Here is a 19,025-nt window from a genome sequence, read left to right on the forward strand (position 1 = left end):
GCTTTGGCCGGGCCTTCACATTCAGTCCAGCCGCACCTCGACCTCGGCGCCGCGGCCCCGTGCGTCGATCACGCTGATGCGGGAATATCCCGGCCCCAGTCCCGGCAGGATCGCATCGCGCCGCCGGAGTTGGGTGAGTACCGGGGCACCGTTCACGAGCACCGTCATCGGCAGCACCCCCGACCGCCATTTCAGCGGAATGCCGTCGCCGCTTCGCCGCAGGGTCGCGCCATCGGGCGGGAAGGTTACCGTCGGCGCATGCTGATCGCCGCTGAACACGGCGTCGCGGGTCCGAAACCGTTGCAATGGCTTCGGCAAGGCTGACGTGCTGACGATCAGCGTCTCCGGCGGCGGCGGCGGGAGCGGAGTGCGCGCGGTGGCGATCCTGCCGAAGGTCTCGAACAGGATCGGCGCCGCAAGATCCCCCCCGAAGGCCCCCGGCACCGACGTGCCGTCCGGCCGTCCCAGCCAGACGCCGACCACATGCGCCCCGTCATAGCCGATGGCCCAGGCGTCCCGGTGCCCATAGGATGTCCCCGTCTTGTAGGCGATCTGGCCCGGCCCCGCCGCAGTACCCGCCGGGGGCGTGACGCCGGACAGGATGTGCCCCACCTGCCATGCCGCCGCCCGGGACATGAAGCGATGCCGCGACAATGGTTCGGCCTCCTGCCGCCAGATCAGCCCGCGCGCCTCGCCGCCAGCCGCCAGTCCGGCGTAAAGCTGCACTAGATCGTTGAGCGTCAGACCGACGCCGCCCAGCGCAACGGCCAGGCCGGGTTTGCCCGAAACCCGGGGTGTCGCCCCGCCCTGCCGCAGGCTCGCCATCAGGCGGGCCGGGCCCAGTTCGTGGGTCAGCAGGACCGGTGGGATGTTCAGCGACAGCCGCAGCGCCTCGCGCACCGTCACCTCGCCGCGGAAGAAGCCATCGAAGTTCTGCGGCGCGTAATTGCCGAAAGCCACCGGCGAATCGTCGATCAGCGTGTCGGGATGTGCCAACCCCTGGTCGAACGCGAGGCCGTAGATGAAAGGTTTGAGCGTCGAGCCGGGCGAGCGGACGGCACGGGTCATGTCGACAAAGCCCAGCGCACCGTCTGCCGCCTCGTAGGCAGGCGAGCCGACCGAGGCCAGGACTTCGCCGCTGCGGTGATCGGCAACGACAATGGCAGCAGAGACGCCACGCGGCTGCCCTTCGACCGACCGGCGGGCGAGCGCGGCGACATGGCGTTGCAACGTCGCATCCAGCGTCAGGTCGTGGCGCGGGGCCAACGGGTCTTCCTGACGCAGCGCGTCGGTCAGATGCGGGGCGAGGCGAACCATCGGTTTCATCGCGGCGGGGATCGCGGCGTTCAGATCGCGCTCGGGCGCGTCGACGCGCGCCAGAACCCGGTCGCGCGCGGCACGCGCGGCTTTCGGGTGGCGATCCGGGCGGCGGGTTTCCGGCGACTGCGGCAAGGCCACCATCAGCGCCGCTTCTGCCTGGTTCAGGCGCGCGGGCGCCTTGCCGAACCAAGCGAGGGTCCCCGCCCGGAGACCTTCGAGCGGGCCGCCATAGGGCGCATGGTTGAGATAGAGTTCGAGTATCTGCGCCTTTGTCAGCCGCCTTTCCAAGGCAAGGGCAACCCGGATTTGCCGCAGCTTGCCGGGCCAGCGCCCGGTCCCCGAGTTTTCGAGCAGGCGCGCCACCTGCATCGTCAGGGTCGAGCCGCCCGAGCGGACTTCGCCGGTGCGCACGGCCTGCATCGCGGCCCGCACCAAGGCAATCGGATCCACGCCGCGATGCCGAAAGAACCTCTTGTCTTCGTAGGCGATCAGCATGTCGAGAAAGTCACGGTCCACGCGATCGATCGTGAGCGCCAGACGGATGCGGCCGTTCTCGACGGGGAACACGCGCATCAATGTGCCGTGCCGGTCGTGAACTTCGACCGAACTCTCTGCCAGGACGGGCGGGAGCACCGCCGTCGCCACCCAGCGGTCGAACGCGTCACGCAGACCGGCTGCCGTTCCGAGAACGACAACCAGCGCGAACAGGCCATAGCGCCCGATCATGGCGTGACCGTCACCTCGCCGGTATTCGTGTTGGCGCGATATTCGGGCCGGTACATGTCCTCGACCGTGGCCGCAGGGTGGTGATAGGTGCCCGGCGTTACCGCACGCACCATGTAGGCCAGCCTGAACGGTTCCGTGCTGCCGTAGTTGACCGCCCCGATGAACCGGTCGCTGCGGAACTCGGCGTTTTCGGCTTCTGCGGTTTCCAGCCAGTCGATCCCGCCGATCTCGCCGCCGCGCAGCAGATTGGGGTTGTCGATCTCGAACCCGGCGGGCAACGGATCGTCCACGATCAGCCGCGCGCCAACGTCCTCGAACGGCGTCACAGTTATCACCGCGACCATTCTTGTCCCCGACGCCACGGGAAAGCTGACCGGCGCGCCATCGGGGGTGAAGTAACTGCGCTCGATCGCGTAGCCGTATCCGTCCGCGGATGGCGGAACTTCGGGCACGCCGAAGGCCGTCATCGTGATGTCCACGGGTGTGCTGCTGATGTTTTCGATCACGGACAGGCCGGACTGCCGGTCGCTCAACCGCTTGATGACCGGACCGCGGGCTTCCTGGCCATCGACCCGAAGGCTCGGCACCGCATCGGGAGAGGCGAGCGCATGGGCAGCCATCACGATCTGTGCCGCTTCCTGCGTGGACAGGCGACGTTCGCCGTTCTGTACCCACGAGATCAGCGTGGCGGGCTCCACCGCGTTGCTGCCGGCCTCCGCGCTCAGCTTGAGCACGGCAGCCGTGTCGCGCAGATTGGTCCCGAAGTCGGCGCGATAGGTCCGCTCCCGATCCCGGTCGCGCAGCAGCAGCATCCCCGCGCGGCGGAACATGGCATCGGCGCGCACCGGGTCACCGTAGGCGGCAAGCGCCGCGCCCAGCTGTGCCGCCGCCAGAGGGGTGGCAAAGTCGTTCATCTTGGTATCGGCATAATAGCGCAGGTCGCCCATGTTCGCAGCACCTTCGCGGGCGAGCACCAACAGCGCATAAGCCACGTCCTCGCCCCCGCTGTCGAAATCCGGGGCATAGGAAATGCGGTTGCGCAAGTTGTCCATGGCAAGGCCGAACGCCTCATCGGGCACGGCGTACCCCTCGGCCCGCGCACGCGACAGGAAATCGGTGACATAGGCATCGAGCCAGAATTCACCCGAGGCCGCCTGCCAAAGGCCGAACGCCCCGTTGCTTGCCTGACGTGTCAGCACGCGCGCGATGGCCTTGTCGATCTTGGCGCGGATACGCTCCGGCTCTCCCAGACCCGCGGCCTCGGCCATGGAGGAAAGGTACAGTAGCGGCATGGTGGAAGAGGTCACCTGTTCCGTGCAGCCGTAGGGGTAGCTGTCGAGCTGTCGCAGCAATCCCGGCACGTCGAAACGCGCCAGCGGTCCTGCCGTCAGTGTCGCCTCTCCCGTTCCGGGGCGAAGACCCGAAAAGACGTTGCCATCGAAGGTGAAGGTCTCCCCCACCCCAAGCGCGAACTTGCGGGTGATCGAGGTTTCAGGATCGTTGTCGCGCACCGGCATCGTCAGCACCTTGCGCAAGGTTGCACCATCCGGTGTCTGCAGGCTGACCGTGATCAGCGGATCGCCGATCTCCCTGCCGGTGACGGGGATCTCCACGCGCGTGGTCCCGTCGCGGGACAGGGCGATGGTGCGGGGCACCTCGCCCAACGCCACGGCTGCATCTGCCAGGACGGTCAGGGGCATGTCGCCCGGCTGCCCTTCGGCATGCACGAATTCGAGCAACAGCCGGCTTTCGTCGCCCGGCGCGAGGAACCGGGGCAACGACGCCGTGACCACGACCGGATCGCGGGCGATCACCTCGGCGTCCGCATCGCCTACCGCGGTGTCGGACCAGGCCACGGCCATCAGGCGGATCGTGCCGTTGAAGGACGGTTTGATGATTTCAACCTCGGCCCGGCCATCGGGCCCCACCTGCACCGGACCGGCGAAATAGGCCATCAGCTTTTCGGTCGGCGGGGGGGATTGTATCTGCGCCCCGCCCGACGCGTCCCCGCCCGACCTGACGACGCCCATCGCGCCGTTCATGCCGTCGATCAGCCGCCCGTAGACATCGCGCATCTCGACCCCAAGCCGCCGCTGGCCGAAATAATGCCCCTCCACATCCGGCGGATCGAAACGGGTGAGGTTCAGGATACCCTGATCCACCGCTGCAAGCGTGACGTAGGCCGTCTCTCCCGGCTGCACGCCGTCCACGAGAACCGCCGCCCGCAGGGTACCCGCCTGTCCGTCCGTCATTTCCGGCGCGTCCAGGGAGACCTGAAGTTTCTTCTTGCCCGGCACAACCGCAGCGTAGGCCAGCCCGAGACTGCGCGCGGGGTTCAATCCCGCCGACACATCCATGCCGCGAAGGACCGAGGCCGACACGTAGGCACCGCTGCCCCAGTCTTCGGTCACGGTCAGGCGCGTGGTGTTCTCCCCTGCTGTCACCGGCACGACCTTCCGTTCGATCACCCGGTTGGAAAGCACCGTCACCAGCGCGACCCCGCTGCCCTCTGCCACGAGCCTGACGTCGACAGGGTCGCCGACGGCGAATGTCTCAGCGTTCAGCGACATCCGGAGCCGGTCGGGCGTGTCCGTCTCGCCCCCGTCGCCGTACCAGCCCGAACTGAACTTTACCGACGAGACAGCGTAGTTCGCACTGGCGTGTTCGACGATCAGTTCATACTCGCCCCATTCCGTCGGAGCGCTGATCTGAACGGGTTCGGCACCCAGGCTGGCCTCTCCCGTCTCGGTGCGGATGCGGCGGACCGTGGGCTCCCACTGCCAGTCGCCGTACTGCTGGTACCACTGGTAGCGCGTTTCGATCCTGTTCACCGTCCAGCGGATCTGCATCGGCGTGGCATCGCCCGCTGGCGTGACGGCGACCAGATCGAAGCTGGCATCGGCCCCTTCCGGCAACGTGCCTTCGAAACGCGGCCTGATGCCGATCATGGTCGCCTCTGGTGCGATCGCCTGCGTCAGGCGCCGCTCCACCGGGCGGCCCGACCCTTCGGAGACCTGTACGATGATCTCGGCTTCCAGCGGCAGGCCCGGGTCTTCTTCCAGCGGGGGGAAGCTCAGTGGCAGCACCGCCTTACCCGCGGCGTCGGTCACGGCATCGTCGAGCGCTGACGTCCGGGTGCCGAAGGACAGATCGTGAGGACCGAAGAGGTAGCCGTCCCAGCCCGGCAAGGACCGCTTGGCACGCAGACGCAGGTCGCCGCGCACCGGCAGATCGGCACCCGGGGCGCCGAACAGGTAACGAACGCCGACCTGCAGGGGTGGCGTGCTGCCTAGGCGCAGGGGCGCGTCGGGGAGCGTCAGCTCGAAATCCAGCCTCTCCGGCAGGAAATCCTCTACCAGCACGGTCTGACTGGCCAGCGGGGGGGCGTCGACGTCCGACATGATATCGATCCGCCAGACTCCGCGCGGGACGTCTGCGCCAAGCGGGAGGGCGAAGACATGCCCACCTGCCTTCGGATCCTGGCTGAGCGTGCGGCTGTATTCCACGCCATCGGGCCGCCTCAGAATCGCCGTGACGGGCAGGCCGGTCACCGCAGCGGCCTTGCCATCCCGGGTGAGCGCCGTGGCGTAGATCGTCTCTCCCACTCTGTAGGCACCCCGGTCCGTTGTCAGGAAAGTATCGATGGGCGGCGCGGGCGGATTGCCCTCGACCCCCCGGTCGGAAAGGTCGAAAGCCGGGTCCGTCAGCGGAAGAAAAGCGATGTCGTCCGTGCCGTCCTCGGCCATCAGCAAAGCCGGGGCGGCGGCACCCGATCCGCGCGTCAGCCCCGCCGGAAAGGTCACGAAACCCTGATCGTCGGTTGTCGCCGTGCCCAGAACCGCGTTGGCGCGGGAGACGAGGCTGAGGGTCACACCGGCGCGCGGGGCAGCGTCGGCCAGGCGGCGCACGGCGACCTGCATCCCGTCCACACCCGACCAGCTCGACAGCCCGAGATCGGACAGAACGAACCATTGGGTTGCCGCCGGATCATCGTAGGGATCAGCCCCCGGCACGGAGGCACTGAGCGTGTAGATGCCGGCGGGCTGATCGACGAGAACGTCACCCAACGGCAGACGCGTGGTCATGTCCTCGTTCAGCTCGCTTCGCGTCTCCCCCGTACCGCGCCAGACCTCCTGCGCAAGTTCGGTGGTGAATTGCTCGGCCTCGTACTGGCTGAGCGGTCGGCCGAAATAGTTCTCGCGGATGGTTCGTACGAGATTGCGGTCGCTCACCCGATGCAGGACAAGGTCCAGCTTGGTCACGTTGACGGTTTCGACCGGAAGCGCCGCATCGGCAGCGCGGGGCAGCACGTAGGCGCGGCCCGGAAAACGGACAAGGGGATCGCGGTCACGCACGTAAAGCGCGAGGCGCACATCCTTGTGCAGTGTCTCGCCGCTTTGCGCCGGCAGCCCCGCGCGAAACGTCATGTCGTAGCGGGCACCGTGTTCCACACCGTCGATGCACAGCTGGTTGTCGTCCGCCTGCACCACGAGCCCGCGCCCGTCCGTACGGACAAAGGGTTCGTAATCCTGTCCAGCCTGGATCAGCGGCTCCGAGAACTCGGCACAGATGCGCGGAGCGGCGGCGTTGTTGTCGATCCGGTGCTCGGTGATGCGGAACCCGTACTTGCCGATTGCCTCGTCCAACGCGATTTCCAGGTCGTCCCGCGGCGCCTTTTCCAGCGCAAGGCGCAGCGCCGGGATCATGTCGCGACCACGTCGGTTTTCCTCAAGCGCCTCTGCCAGCACGCTCAGGGACTCCGCTTGCAGCGCGGGGGAGCCGGCCCTCAGGTAGGCATTGGTCGCGGCCCGAAGGGCGACACGCTTGCGCTCGACCTCTTCGGTGCCGCGCACCTGCCCAGCCCGGTCGAGCGACAGCCGCGCCATCCGTACCCAAAGATCAGCCCGGTCCGTCGCCGCGACCGCTTTGCCGGCCCAGCCCAGCGCGCGTTCCGTGTCGCCGGACTGCTCGGCGGCCGTCATCGCGGCAATCAGGTCATCGACCGTCTCCGACCCGAAAGAGAAACGCCGGGCATTGCTGGAAACAAGGGCCGCGGCATTGTTGAGGTCGCGTTCATCCAGGAATGACAGTTCGGCGGCCCGAGACGCCGCCGCCGCGCGCACGGCAGGATCGGTCGCGATCTTGCGCGCCGACATCGCACCTTCATAGGGCTGACGGTCGGACACCGCGGACTTGGGAAAGCACGAATTGGACCGCGCGTTATAGGTAAAGGCGACACAGGCCTCCTGTGCCGAACAGGCGCGCTGGCACGCATCCTGGGTGGTGTCGAAAAGGTTGGTCAGGTCGGAGCCGTAGAAATCCACGTCGCGCGAGAACAGGAACCGGTGGTCCGGCACGGCGGATTGTGCCGACGCCTGTCCGGCCAGCACGAAGAGCATCAACAGCGACAGTCGAACGGCGCGGAAAAACGGCATGGCAAACTCCTTTTCGAAATGCCGCCATGCTTGCATGGCATCCGATTCCCGGCAAGGCTGCGCGTCCGTTAGCGGGATGTTCACCAAGCCCTCCCAGATTGCTCCGGACCCCAGCATTGCTCACCGGATCGCAGATGAATCTTGCCAGCAAACTGACCGAGGAACGGCGGAACCGCCTCGCAGCGGAGCGGATGCTCGAACTCAAGCAGGCCGAACTGTTCGCCGCCAACCGCAAGCTCGGACTTCACGCCCAGCAACTGTCCGAAAAGATCGTCGAGACCCGGGCGGAGGTCGAGACCATGCGCGGTGAAAACCAGCGCGTCAAATCGGATCTCTTTGCGGCCAATCGCAAGATCGCCCTGACGGAGCGGCGGCTGTGGCAATCCATCGAGACCATCAGCGACGGGTTCGCCCTGTTCAACGGCGACAATGAACTGATCATGGCGAACCGGTCTTTCCTGTCGATCTTCGACGGGTTGGAGAGCATCGCGCCCGGCGTGAACTATGTCTCCATCCTGCAGGCCCTCACCGACGAAGGTATCGTCAACACCGAGGGTCTCTCGCCGGTCGAATGGCGGCGGATGATGACCGAGCGCCTGAACGACCCCGCACCCCGGCCCAAGGTGATCCGCCTGTGGAACGATCAGTATTTCAAGCTGGTCGACCAAAGGGGCGCCGGTGGTGATCTGGTGACGCTCGGGCTCAACATTACGACGACGGTGAACTACGAAAGGCAGCTTGAGGAGGCCCGCGTGCGGGCGGAAAGCGCGACACGGACCAAGTCTTCGTTTCTCGCCAACATGAGCCATGAAATCCGCACGCCGATGAACGGTGTCGTGGGAATGGCGGAGGTGCTGGCCGATACCGATCTCACCGAGGAACAGCGGCTCTATGTCGAGACGATCAGGAACTCGGGCGAAGCGTTGCTGATCATCATCAACGATGTTCTGGATTATTCGAAGATCGAGGCCATGAAGCTCGAGCTTCACCCCGAACCGTTCGACCTGGAGCGCGCGATTCACGAAGTGATGATGCTGCTTCAGCTTCAGGCACGCGAGAAGGAGCTGGATCTTCTTCTGGACTACGACATCTTCATGCCCACCCAGTTGATTGGCGATCCGGGTCGCATCCGGCAGGTGATGACGAACCTGATCGGCAATGCGGTCAAGTTCACCGCCAGCGGCCATGTCCTGATCCGGGTGACGGGCGTGCCGGGCTCGGAGGGAATGGAGAACCGGGTACACATTACCGTGGAAGATACCGGCATAGGTATTCCGAGAGACCAGCTTGCCCATGTCTTCGGTGAATTCAACCAAGTCGAGAACGAGCGCAACCGCCAATTCGACGGCACCGGTCTGGGCCTCGCCATCTGCCAGCGGCTGGTCGGCATGATGGGAGGCCGGATATGGGTCATGTCCGACGAAGGCGCGGGCGCCTGTTTCGGCTTCGAATTGACTTTGCCGACCGGCGCAACGGGTCCGCAGGAGCCGCCGATCGCGTCACCGGCGATCAGACACGTGATGGTGGTGGACGACATTGCGACGAACCGCAACATCCTTGACCGGCAGCTCGGGCAGCTGGGCATTACCGTCACCGCCTGCAGCAGCGGGGCGGAGGCGCTGGAGACAGTCAATGCCGGAATGGATCTGGTCCTGACCGATCACAACATGCCGGGAATGGATGGGCTTGAACTGGCCCGCGCCTTGCGGGCGGGCGGCCATACCATGCCCATACTCATGCTCAGTTCGAACCCCGATCACGCAGAGCAGGATCCCGCCTGCGGGCTGATACAGGGCTTGCTGCAGAAGCCCGTGCCACGGGCCGAGCTGTTTGCGCGAATGGCCGAGATCGCGGGAGCAGGTCAGCGCCTGTCGGCCCCGTCCGGCCTGCGCCCTATGCGCATTCTCGCGGCGGAAGACAATCGCACGAACCAGCTTGTCTTCAGCAAGATGGTGGGGAACCTCGAGGTCGATCTCACTTTTGCCAACAACGGCGAAGAGGCCGTTCGCCTGTTCCGCGAAATCAGGCCGGACCTGATCTTCATGGATATCTCCATGCCCGGCATGGACGGCAAAGACGCTACGCAGGAGATCCGGCGCATCGAGGAAGCCGAGGGCGGCCACGTACCGATCATCGCAATGACCGCGCACGCCATGGAAGGGGACGACAGGGGAATACTGGCCGCAGGGCTGGACCACTACCTGACCAAACCGCTGCGCAAGAGCGATATCATCGCACGTATAGAGGGAGCGATCAGGCCCGGGATGCTACCGCCGCTTTCGGGTCAGGACGTGGGATAAGGCCGCACGAATACGGGCTTGTCCGGCGTCGACGCATCAGGCTGCCACGCGTAGCCACCGGTATCGAAATCGCGGATTGCCTCGGGGTCAGTGATACGCTTCTGCACGATGAAACGCGCCATGGCTCCACGTGCTTTCTTGGCGAAGAAGCTGACGATTTTCGGACCCTTGCCGTCGCCCTTGTCCTCCATGAACTGCGGCGTGATCACCCTCAGCTTCAACGCGCCGGGAGCGACCGCGCCGAAGTATTCCTGGCTGGCGCAATTCACCAGCACATCGGTGCCGATGACCTCCGCCTGGGCGTTCAACGCCTTCGACAGACCATCCCGCCAGTAGTCGTAAAGGGAGTTCCCCCTTCGTGTCTTCAGCTTGCTGCCCATTTCAAGGCGATAGGGCTGGATGGCGTCCAGCGGGCGCAACAACCCGTAAAGGCCGGAAAGGATGCGCAGGTGGTCCTGTGCCCAGGCCAGTTCGTCAGCGTCGAGACTTCCGGCCTCCAATCCCTGGTAGGTGTCGCCGGCAAAGGCCAGCGCGGCCGGACGGGTTGCTTCCGCTGCCGGTGTATCCTCAAAGGCCTGGAAACGGTCCCGGTTCAGACGGGCGAGGTCGTCGGACAGATCCATCAGGTCCTTCAACTTGCTCAACGTCAGATTGCGCGCGGTCTTTGCCAGCCGCACGGCGTCCTCCTGGAAATCCGGCGCGGTCGTCTGCACCTCACGCGCGTCCCAGTCGAGTCTCTTTGCAGGCGAAATAACAACAAGCATCGGCATTCCTTCGTTTTCGCGCTGGACCTAGCCCGGCCTGCCCGGAAGGTCCAGAAACCGCAGGGCGTTTTTTGCGGGATGCGCCTGGGCCCTGCTGACAGAAACTGTCGCGACCACGCGGTATCAGCGGGCATCACGCCAGCGAAAGGAAATCGGCATGCTTACCTTTTACCACGGACCCCACACACGGTCCTCCCGCATCGTTCGACTACTGATCGAGATGGATATTCTCGAGCAGGTCGATGTGCGCGTCGTCGGACTTGTCAGGCGCGGTGGCGAGGGCGCCCCGGACCCGGCGAACCCGCATCCGGAAGGCAAGGTGCCATTGCTTGTCCACGACGGCGAGATGATCCGCGAAAGCAACGCGATCATCCTGTATCTCACCGACCTGTTCGACAGTCCTCTCGGCGTACCCGTGGGTGATCCCCTGCGCGGCCCCTACCTCAGCTGGCTTGCGTACTATGGCAATGTCATGGAGCCGGTTCTGTTCTGCAGCTTTGCCGGAATCGATCATCCTGCGATGCAGGCGACCTTTCGCGGTCTCGACGAAATGTACGCGCGTCTTGCCGAGGCGCTGACCGACCGGCCCTACCTGCTGGGGGACCGGTTCAGCGCAGCGGACCTCCTGCTTGTCTCCGCCTTCACCTTCGCACCGCAACTCGTGCCAGACATTCCGGCAATCCGGAACTGGGTCGATCGGTGCGGTGACCGGCCTTCCACCGCGAAGCTCGAGCACTTCGAGAGCAGGCTGACCGGGAACAGCGCCGCGGAATAGGGGGGCCTACCGCTCCGACAGGATGTCGAGAAACGCCGCGCCGAACCGTTCGGCGCGGCGTTCGCCGATCAGGCGGGCCAATGCGGCATCATCGGGGTTGTGCAACCGGGCGACCTTGGCAAGTTGGGACGCCGAGCAGCTGAGCGGCTTGTCGGTACCGCCTTCGCCCCGCGCCAGATCGGCCTGGACCTGCAACAGCTTGTCATAGACGGACCCTTCGGTGCGCCCGGCAAGCTTGCGCCGCGTGGGGTGCATCCGTTCGGCATCGCCGTTGATGACTCGCAGGAATTCCGCGCCGTAGGTCTCGAGCTTCTTGGCGCCAACACCCCCGATCCGTGCCATCCCGTCCAGATTGCCGGGGCGAGTCTCGGCCATTTCGATCAGCGTCCGGTCGGTAAAGATGATATACGCGGGCACCTTGGCCGCTTCGGCCAGCGCGCGGCGTTTCGCCTTGAGCGCGGACAGCAGGGGGGCGTCCTCTTCGCTGACCATCGCCTTGACCGCGGGGCGGCGCGGACCCCCCGCTGCCGCGATGGTATCGCGGCGAAGCTCGATCTCGGCCTCTCCCCGCAGGATCGGCAGCGCCGCATCGGTCATCCGCAGGGCGCCATGCCGTTCCGGGTCCGGCCGGATCAGATCGTGACCCATCATCTGGCGAAACACGGCCTGCCACTGGCGCCGGTCGTATTCACCACCGACACCGAAAGTCGGCAGGTCATCGTGTCCCCGCGCCTTCACCTTGTCGGTCCCTATCCCCAGCAGGATGTCGATCAGGTGGCCCGAACCGAACCATTCATCTGTCCGCAGAATGGCGGACAGCGCCTTGCGCACCGCCGTGGTGCCGTCGAATACCTCCGGTGGCGTGTCGCACAAGTCGCAGTTGCCGCAGGCGACGTCATGTTCGTCGAAGTAGGACAACAACTTCTTTCGGCGGCAGGTCAGCGCCTCGGCCAGGCCAAGCAGGGCGTTGAGCCTGGCATGATCCGCCGCACGGCGTTCCGGCGGGGCCAGCCCTTCGTCGATCTGGGACCGGCGCAGGCGAATGTCGTCCGGGCCGAAAAGCGTCAGGGTCTCCGCAGGCGCGCCGTCGCGCCCCGCGCGTCCGATTTCCTGATAATAGGCCTCGATCGACTTGGGCAGGTCCGCGTGGGCCACCCAGCGGATATCGGGCTTGTCCACGCCCATCCCGAAGGCCACCGTGGCGCAGACGATCAAGCCGTCCTCCTGCTGGAACTGCCGTTCGGCGATACGACGGTCCTCCGCATCCATGCCGCCGTGGTAGTGGATTGCCCGCCGGCCGGCCTGACCGAGGGCGCGCGCGATGCCCTCGGTCTTGGCGCGGGTGCCGCAGTAGACGATACCGGACTGTCCGGGCCGCGCGGCGGCGAAATTCAGGATCTGGTCGCGCGGCTTGTTCTTGGCGGCAAAGGCAAGGTGGATATTCGGCCGATCGAAACCGCGCAGGAAGGCGCGGGGGGGCTTGCCGTCGAACAGCTTCTGCACGATTTCCGTGCGGGTTTCCGCATCCGCCGTGGCCGTAAAGGCGGCCAGCGGCACGTCCAGCGCACGCCGCAGTTCACCGATGCGCAGGTAGTCGGGCCGGAAATCGTGGCCCCACTGGCTGACGCAATGCGCCTCGTCCACGGCGATCAGGTTCACGCCCACCCGTCGCAGCATGCTGGTGACGGATCCCGCGGCAAGCCGTTCCGGCGCCATGTAGAGCAGCCGCAGCGTGCCCGCTTCGAGGCCCTGCCACACGGCATCCGTTTCTTCGGGCGTGTTGCCGCTTGTCAGGGCGCCGGCGCCGACGCCTGCCTCCTGCAGCGCGCGGACCTGATCCCGCATCAGCGCGATCAGGGGCGAAATCACCACGGTCACCCCTTCGCGCATCAGCGCGGGAAGCTGGAAGCACAAGGACTTTCCGCCGCCCGTCGGCATGATCGCCAGCACGTTCTCGCCCTGTGTCACCGCTTCCACGATTTCTTCCTGACCCGGACGAAAGCCATCGAAGCCGAATACGTCGCGAAGCAGGCGAGTGGCGGGGTGATCTTGCGTTTTCATGGGGGTCACCGGCGGTCCTGAGGCATGGCCGCAAAATTTCACAGACGGGAATCGGGGACAAGGCCTGTGGGGCGATTATCGGGCCCCGCGGCGCTCTTCGAGGATCATGGCCATCACCGCGTCGAGGTCGTACGCCCGGATGAGATCGGCGGTCTCAGCCATGATGGCGCGCACGGTGTCTGTCGCTTCGGCGAAAGCGCGCGGTCCGTGGGCAGTTTCAAGAAGGGTTAGCTTGTCCATCACCCGCGTTTGCCAATACCCCGCGACATAGGCGGAGACATGACTGTCCGGCGGGAAATCACCTTCCGTGGCGGGACCACCGGTCATGTGCAGAATATCGATTTCTTCCAGGGGCAGCACATTCAGCAGCAGCGAACGGTGGCGACAGTTCATCCCGTCGGGCAGCCATTGGAAGTCGCCGTGCGCCCCGATGGCGGTTGCCAGTCCGGCCATGTTGGATTCGAGCACCGCCTTGCTGCGTAGGGGATGGCCCCGGAAATGCGCCGCGATGCGAAGCAGGTGGTCGCGCCAGGTCGCCACGAACGCGTCATCCTGCGGTAGCAGCAGCACACCCCCGTTCACGTATGTGTGGGTGTTCTGCCGGATTTCGACATCGTCGGATTGCAACGCGGCCATCTGGCTTTGCGTCTCTGTCCAGAGATGCCGCAGCGGCGCGAGATCGAGGGCGCTTTCGATCTCCGCCCATTGTGCCTCCGTGACCCGCACATTGCCCGCAGGCGCCCCGGCCATGCGGTTTGGCGGGATCGCCAGGAGCGGCTTCACATCGCTCAGGAAACAGATGTCGTTGTCGACCAGAAGGATCCGCTCTTCCTCGCCGCGGGCCTCCGCGCCGAGAAGAGTGTTTCCGGTGGGGACGAAGGCGAGCTCCGGATCCGGATTCACCATCTGCCAGCGCACGCCCATTTTGGCGAAAAAGCCGAGAAGCGTCTCGGGCGGGTCGCCGATCAGCAAAACCTCCAACGGAGCGGTCGGCGCCACGCGCCGCGCCCAGGACGCACTGAGAAGAAGGACCCCGCAAAGATACTTGGGACTGTCGGGCCGGCAATCGAGAACGGTCCGTATCAGCATGAGAGCAGCCTTCGCATGTTCATAGCGCCCGTCAGGAATCGAGCTCGAAAATCTGGTCGAGATAGGCGATGTCGCGATCGGGCAGGCTGTCGGCAAAGCCACCCACGATGCCCCTGCGCACCTTCGCCGAACCGTTTTTCGGGCGCAGCCAATTCTTCGGAAACGTTCCGGATTGCTCCACCTTCCTCATGTTGTCGAAGCACGCGGCTTCTTCCGCGCGGGCAAGCTCTTCTGGCGTGAGCGCGATGTCAAGATGAGAGGTCAGGCGCGACAGGACCCCCCCGAAATCCCGGTGCGCCTCTTCGTAGGTCACCTTGAGGGCGATATCGCGCGCGCAGAGGGTTGCCCATATCTGTCTGAACCGATGCAATGGCTCGGCTCCGAACCAGGGGTGCCGGATGAAGTCGCTGATGCTGCCGTCGAAGTCGAAGGCGTGGCCGTAGCGGCCGGTCACCTGATGGTAGAGGCTGACCATCACGTCGCGCGGATCACGCTCCAGATAGACGATCGGTCCGGCTTGGCGATACCGTTCCACACGCGCATCGAGCGAAAAATCATGGGGTGCCATTGCGCTGCTGTTGAATTCGAAACCATCGTGGTGGAACGCGATGCTGTCCGCCTTCCCCACTGCCGTCAGCGCATAGCGCAACCACGATCGCCCGGACTTGGGATAGGAGATGAAGGTTCTGGCCACTGCCGGCTCCAAGTAACGACACAGACCTGTTGAAACCACAGTTGCGTCCGGCAGTCCAACCCTTTGCGTCGCGGCCGACGCCCTGCGGATGCCCTAGTAGAAGGCCGCAGCGTTGTTGATGAGCACGATGCGGATCACGGCCACGCCGATCAGAACGATCAACGGGGCAAGGTCCAGTCCGCCCATCGGCGGAATGATCCGGCGCACCCGGGAATAGACGGGTTCCAGCAGCCGGTTCAGGCCATCCCAGATCTGCGCGACGAGCGGTTGCCGCAGGTTCAGGACCTGGAAGTTGATCAGCCATGACATGATGACATGCGCGATCACGACGAAATAGACGATGTTCAGCAACAACATCAGGATTTGGAACAGCGACGTCATCTCGGGCCCTTTCTTGCGGTGAAGGCAGAGGTAAGCGCAGACGGTCCGAGACTCAAGAGTGCCGCGAGGTCGCGGTTGACGGGCGGCGCAGATGTTGCACTTCGGAAGCAAAGGAGTCCGCCCATGTTCCCGTTCGCCCGCGTCGTCTGGCATGTGATCAAGGCTACCCGCCAGCCGCCGCTCTCCAGCCTGACCGATACGCACGTCAGCCGGCACATGTGCTGGCCCCATGACCTCGATTTCTGGCTGGAGCTGAACAATGGCCGTGCGCTGTCGCTCTACGATATCGGCCGCAGCGCCATGGCGCAGCGCGCCGGGCTGATCGGGGTTCTGCGGCGCAAGCGCTGGGGTCTGACCATGGCCGGGTCATCCACACGCTTTCGCAGGCGGATCCACGGTTTCGAACGGTTCGAAATGCGCAGCCGAGCCGTCTGCTGGGACGACCGGTTCATCTATCTGGAACAATCGATGTGGAAGGCGAACGGCGAGTGCGCCAGCCACGTGCTGTACCGCGCGGCGGTGACGGACAGCAACGGCATCGTCCCGCCACATGACCTGCTGGACGCGATGGGACTGCAAGAGGTATCGCCCGCCATGCCGCCGTGGATCGTCGAATGGTGCAAGACCGAAGCCCTGCGCCCCTGGCCCCCGATGCAAGATCAGGACCTAGACATTCATCGCATTGATGACGCTTGAAAAATCGAGATTCTCGACCCGCTTCATCGACCAGTCCCGAAAGGCTCGGGCATCGATCCGTTTTTCGTCGATGATCTTGAAACCGCTATGGCGAGGGTCGCTCTGGATCGCCGCCACGAGATCGCGGACGGCAATCTCCTCGCCTTCCAGCAGCTGACAGAAGTTCCGTCCGTTGTAGGTGAGCGCGCCCGTGATGTCCCGTTCGGCGTTTCTGGTCCGGGAAGTTTCCACGATGCTGTCGATTTCAGCCGGGTCGAGATTGGGTTGCGCAGTGCTGAAATAGAGCAGTCGGAGCATGTAGGGTCTTTCGCAAATTCTAACGTGTCGGGAGACATAAGCCGCGCCTTTCGCATTGCAAACCGATTGTTGCAACAGGCAATGCTCCGATCGGTAAACGGCAAAGCATTTCTTGCGGTGCGAGCGCCTTCCTGCTCTACCCTTCGGCAAGGGAACGGGGAACGGGCATGGCGACAATCACACCGCGCAAGCGCATCTGGGGCTGGTATTTCTTCGACTGGGCAAGCCAGCCCTACAACACGCTGATGCTGACTTTCATCTTCGGCCCCTATTTCGCCCAGACCGCCACCGCGGCGCTGGTCGCCGACGGCATGGCCGTCGAGGTGGCCAAGGCGCAGGCGCAGGCCTATTGGGGTTATGGATTGACCGTGACCGGCATCCTGATCGCCGTGCTGGCGCCGGTCCTCGGCGCCATCGCGGACAGTTCGGGCAAGCGGATGCCCTGGATCTGGGTGTTCTCCGCGCTTTACGTCATTGGTGCAGGCGCGCTCTGGTGGACCGCGCCGCAGGACTTCTCGATCCTCTGGGCGCTGTTTTTCTTCGGCATCGGGCTGATCGGGATGGAGTTCGCCACCATCTTCACCAATTCCTACCTTCCCGAGCTCGACCCCGATCCCGGCGAACGCGGACGCATTTCAGGATCGGGTTGGGCGTTCGGCTATGTCGGCGGCGTGGTGGCGTTGATCCTGATGATCGGCCTGTTCCAGGCGGGCGACACCGGCAGGACGATGGCGGGCCTCACGCCGCTGTTCGGACTGGACACCGCGACCGAGGCGGATACCCGCGTCGTCGGCCCGCTGACCGCCGTCTGGTACGCCGTGTTCATGATCCCCTTCTTTCTCTACACCCGCGACCTGCCCAAGGCGGACGCGAAGCGGTATCAGCTTGGCAAAGGATTGTCCGACCTCGTCCGCACGCTTCGAAACCTGCCCCGGCACCCGTCGCTGATGGCCTACCTCGGGTCGTCGATGTTCTACCGTGACGGTCTGAACGGGATGTACACATTCGGCGGCATCTACGCCTTGGGCGTCCTGAACTGGAGCATCATCGACATCGGTATCTTCGGTATCCTGGCCGCCATCTCCGGGGCGGTCTTCTGCTGGGTCGGCGGCCGCGTCGACCGGCGCGTGGGACCGATGCCGGTCATCATCTTCTGCTGTGTGACCCTGATCCTGACCGCTGTCCTGATCATCTCGCTCACGCCGACCTCGGTGCTGGGGATCGACGTTGGCGACAACTCGGCCCTGCCCGACATCTGCTTCTATCTCGCGGGGGCGCTGATCGGCGCCGCCGGGGGCGCGCTTCAGGCTTCTTCGCGCAACATGCTGACCCGGCAGGGCAACCCCGATCGCATGACCGAAAGCTTCGGGCTCTATGCCCTCTCGGGCAAGGCGACCTCCTTTCTCGCGCCTGCCATGATCGCGGTCACCAGCGACCTGACCGGCAGCCAAAGATTGGGCATCACCCCCGTGGTGGGGCTGTTCATTCTCGGGCTGATCCTGTTAGCATGGGTCAGGCCAAACGGAGATTTCGCAAAATGATCCTGACCCGAACCCTCGGTATCGTGGCGCTCGCCCTTACCCTCGCGTCCTGCGGGGGCGGTTCGCGCGACATCAGCGGCGCACCCGAGGTGCTGCCCACCATAGGATCTTCCGGAGGCGCCCTTTCCAACGTCGAGGCGAAGCGCCTGTTCGGCGCCAAGAGCTTTGCATCTTCGCAATCGCCCGCCGCTTACGGCAGCTACGCCAAGGGATGCATGGCCGGCGGCGCGCAGCTGCCTGAAACCGGGCCGACCTGGCAGGCAATGCGCCTGTCGCGCAACCGGAACTGGGCCCATCCCGAAACCATCGACATGGTCAAGAAGCTGTCGGCCTATGCCGCGACCCAACCGGGTTGGGCCGGGCTTTACGTCGGTGACATGAGCCAACCGCGTGGTGGACCGATGCTGACCGGGCACGCCAGCCACCAGATCGGGCTGGATGCCGATATCTGGATGCTTCCGCCGAAGTCTCTGTCGCTCAGCCGCCAGCAGCGCGAGAGCATTTCCTCGATCTCCATGCGCCGGGCGAACGGCGCCTACGTGAACAGTTCGTGGACACAGGCGCACCACAACATTCTCAAGGCAGCGGCCAAGGATCCGCGCGTCGAACGCATCTTTGTCTTTCCGGGGGCCAAGGTGCAGATGTGCGCGGACGAGAAGGGCGACCGCAGCTACCTGCGCAAGATCCGCCCCTGGTACGGTCACCATTATCATTTTCACGTCCGGCTGGCCTGTCCCAAGGGCGCGCGCGGATGCGTGAACCAGGCCCCGCCGCCGCCGGGCGATGGCTGTGCCGACGCCGTTCAGTGGCAGCAGAACATCCTGAATCCGCCGCTGCCAAAAAAGCGCGACCCGAATGCGCCTGCCCCCAAGCCGAAGCGTGAACTGGTGCTGGCGGACCTGCCGGCGCAATGCAAATCCGTCCTCGAAGACTGATCCCGCTGACC

Annotated in this window: 13 protein-coding genes; 5 read left to right on the plus strand and 8 right to left on the minus strand. The window is 65.0% G+C overall.

What is annotated here, in order from left to right; genetic code table 11:
* Positions 1-21 precede the first annotated feature (21 nt).
* Positions 22-2,046: a penicillin-binding protein 1C gene (gene pbpC / locus BOO69_RS17160; RefSeq protein WP_071973275.1), complete on the minus strand. Its 2,025-nt coding sequence runs from the start codon at positions 2,044-2,046 to the stop codon at positions 22-24.
* Positions 2,043-7,481: an alpha-2-macroglobulin family protein gene (locus BOO69_RS17165; protein WP_071973893.1), complete on the minus strand. Its 5,439-nt coding sequence runs from the start codon at positions 7,479-7,481 to the stop codon at positions 2,043-2,045. Before BOO69_RS17165 ends, pbpC begins: the two co-directional genes overlap by 4 nt.
* A 134-nt stretch (positions 7,482-7,615) precedes the next feature.
* Here BOO69_RS17165 and BOO69_RS17170 point away from each other — a divergent pair, with 134 nt between their 5' ends.
* Positions 7,616-9,781 carry a response regulator gene (locus tag BOO69_RS17170; RefSeq protein WP_071973276.1) on the plus strand — a complete coding sequence of 722 codons (2,166 nt, stop codon included), beginning with the start codon at positions 7,616-7,618 and terminating at the stop codon, positions 9,779-9,781.
* Here BOO69_RS17170 and yaaA read toward each other — a convergent pair.
* On the minus strand, positions 9,766-10,545 hold the full coding sequence (gene yaaA / locus BOO69_RS17175) for a peroxide stress protein YaaA (RefSeq protein WP_071973277.1): 780 nt from the start codon (positions 10,543-10,545) through the stop codon (positions 9,766-9,768). The two genes, BOO69_RS17170 and yaaA, sit on opposite strands and share 16 nt — an antisense overlap.
* Before the next feature lie 157 nt (positions 10,546-10,702).
* Between yaaA and BOO69_RS17180 the strand changes: the two genes are divergently transcribed.
* Positions 10,703-11,320 (plus strand): glutathione S-transferase family protein, encoded by a 618-nt coding sequence (locus BOO69_RS17180; RefSeq protein ID WP_071973278.1) that lies wholly within the window; start codon positions 10,703-10,705, stop codon positions 11,318-11,320.
* A gap of 6 nt (positions 11,321-11,326) precedes the next feature.
* On the opposite strand, the gene recQ is transcribed toward BOO69_RS17180, so the two are convergent.
* The 4 genes from recQ to BOO69_RS17200 all read right to left on the minus strand — a co-directional run bounded on the left by recQ (position 11,327) and on the right by BOO69_RS17200 (position 15,545).
* Positions 11,327-13,381 (minus strand): DNA helicase RecQ, encoded by a 2,055-nt coding sequence (recQ, locus tag BOO69_RS17185; protein ID WP_071973279.1) that lies wholly within the window; start codon positions 13,379-13,381, stop codon positions 11,327-11,329.
* Positions 13,382-13,456: 75 nt separating this feature from the next.
* On the minus strand, positions 13,457-14,470 hold the full coding sequence (locus BOO69_RS17190) for a hypothetical protein (protein ID WP_071973280.1): 1,014 nt from the start codon (positions 14,468-14,470) through the stop codon (positions 13,457-13,459).
* 31 nt (positions 14,471-14,501) lie between these two features.
* Positions 14,502-15,119: a sulfotransferase domain-containing protein gene (locus BOO69_RS17195; protein ID WP_156874957.1), complete on the minus strand. Its 618-nt coding sequence runs from the start codon at positions 15,117-15,119 to the stop codon at positions 14,502-14,504.
* 138 nt (positions 15,120-15,257) lie between these two features.
* A complete protein-coding gene (locus tag BOO69_RS17200) occupies positions 15,258-15,545 on the minus strand; it encodes a YggT family protein (protein ID WP_071973282.1) in 288 nt (95 codons plus the stop codon).
* 123 nt (positions 15,546-15,668) lie between these two features.
* Between BOO69_RS17200 and BOO69_RS17205 the strand changes: the two genes are divergently transcribed.
* Positions 15,669-16,241, plus strand: coding sequence for an acyl-CoA thioesterase (locus tag BOO69_RS17205; protein WP_071973283.1), 573 nt, complete (start codon positions 15,669-15,671; stop codon positions 16,239-16,241).
* On the opposite strand, the gene BOO69_RS17210 is transcribed toward BOO69_RS17205, so the two are convergent.
* On the minus strand, positions 16,212-16,538 hold the full coding sequence (locus tag BOO69_RS17210; protein ID WP_071973284.1) for a BLUF domain-containing protein: 327 nt from the start codon (positions 16,536-16,538) through the stop codon (positions 16,212-16,214). The genes BOO69_RS17205 and BOO69_RS17210 overlap by 30 nt on opposite strands.
* 167 nt (positions 16,539-16,705) lie before the next feature.
* On the opposite strand from BOO69_RS17210, the gene BOO69_RS17215 reads away from it, so the two are divergent.
* On the plus strand, positions 16,706-18,079 hold the full coding sequence (locus BOO69_RS17215) for an MFS transporter (RefSeq protein WP_071973285.1): 1,374 nt from the start codon (positions 16,706-16,708) through the stop codon (positions 18,077-18,079).
* Complete coding sequence (gene mepA, locus BOO69_RS17220; protein ID WP_071973286.1) at positions 18,076-19,014, plus strand: penicillin-insensitive murein endopeptidase; 939 nt, start codon at positions 18,076-18,078, stop codon at positions 19,012-19,014. Before BOO69_RS17215 ends, mepA begins: the two co-directional genes overlap by 4 nt.
* The last annotated feature ends 11 nt before the right edge of the window (positions 19,015-19,025 follow it).

It is taken from the genome of Sulfitobacter alexandrii (genome assembly GCF_001886735.1).
In the GTDB taxonomy this organism is placed as follows: domain Bacteria; phylum Pseudomonadota; class Alphaproteobacteria; order Rhodobacterales; family Rhodobacteraceae; genus Sulfitobacter; species Sulfitobacter alexandrii.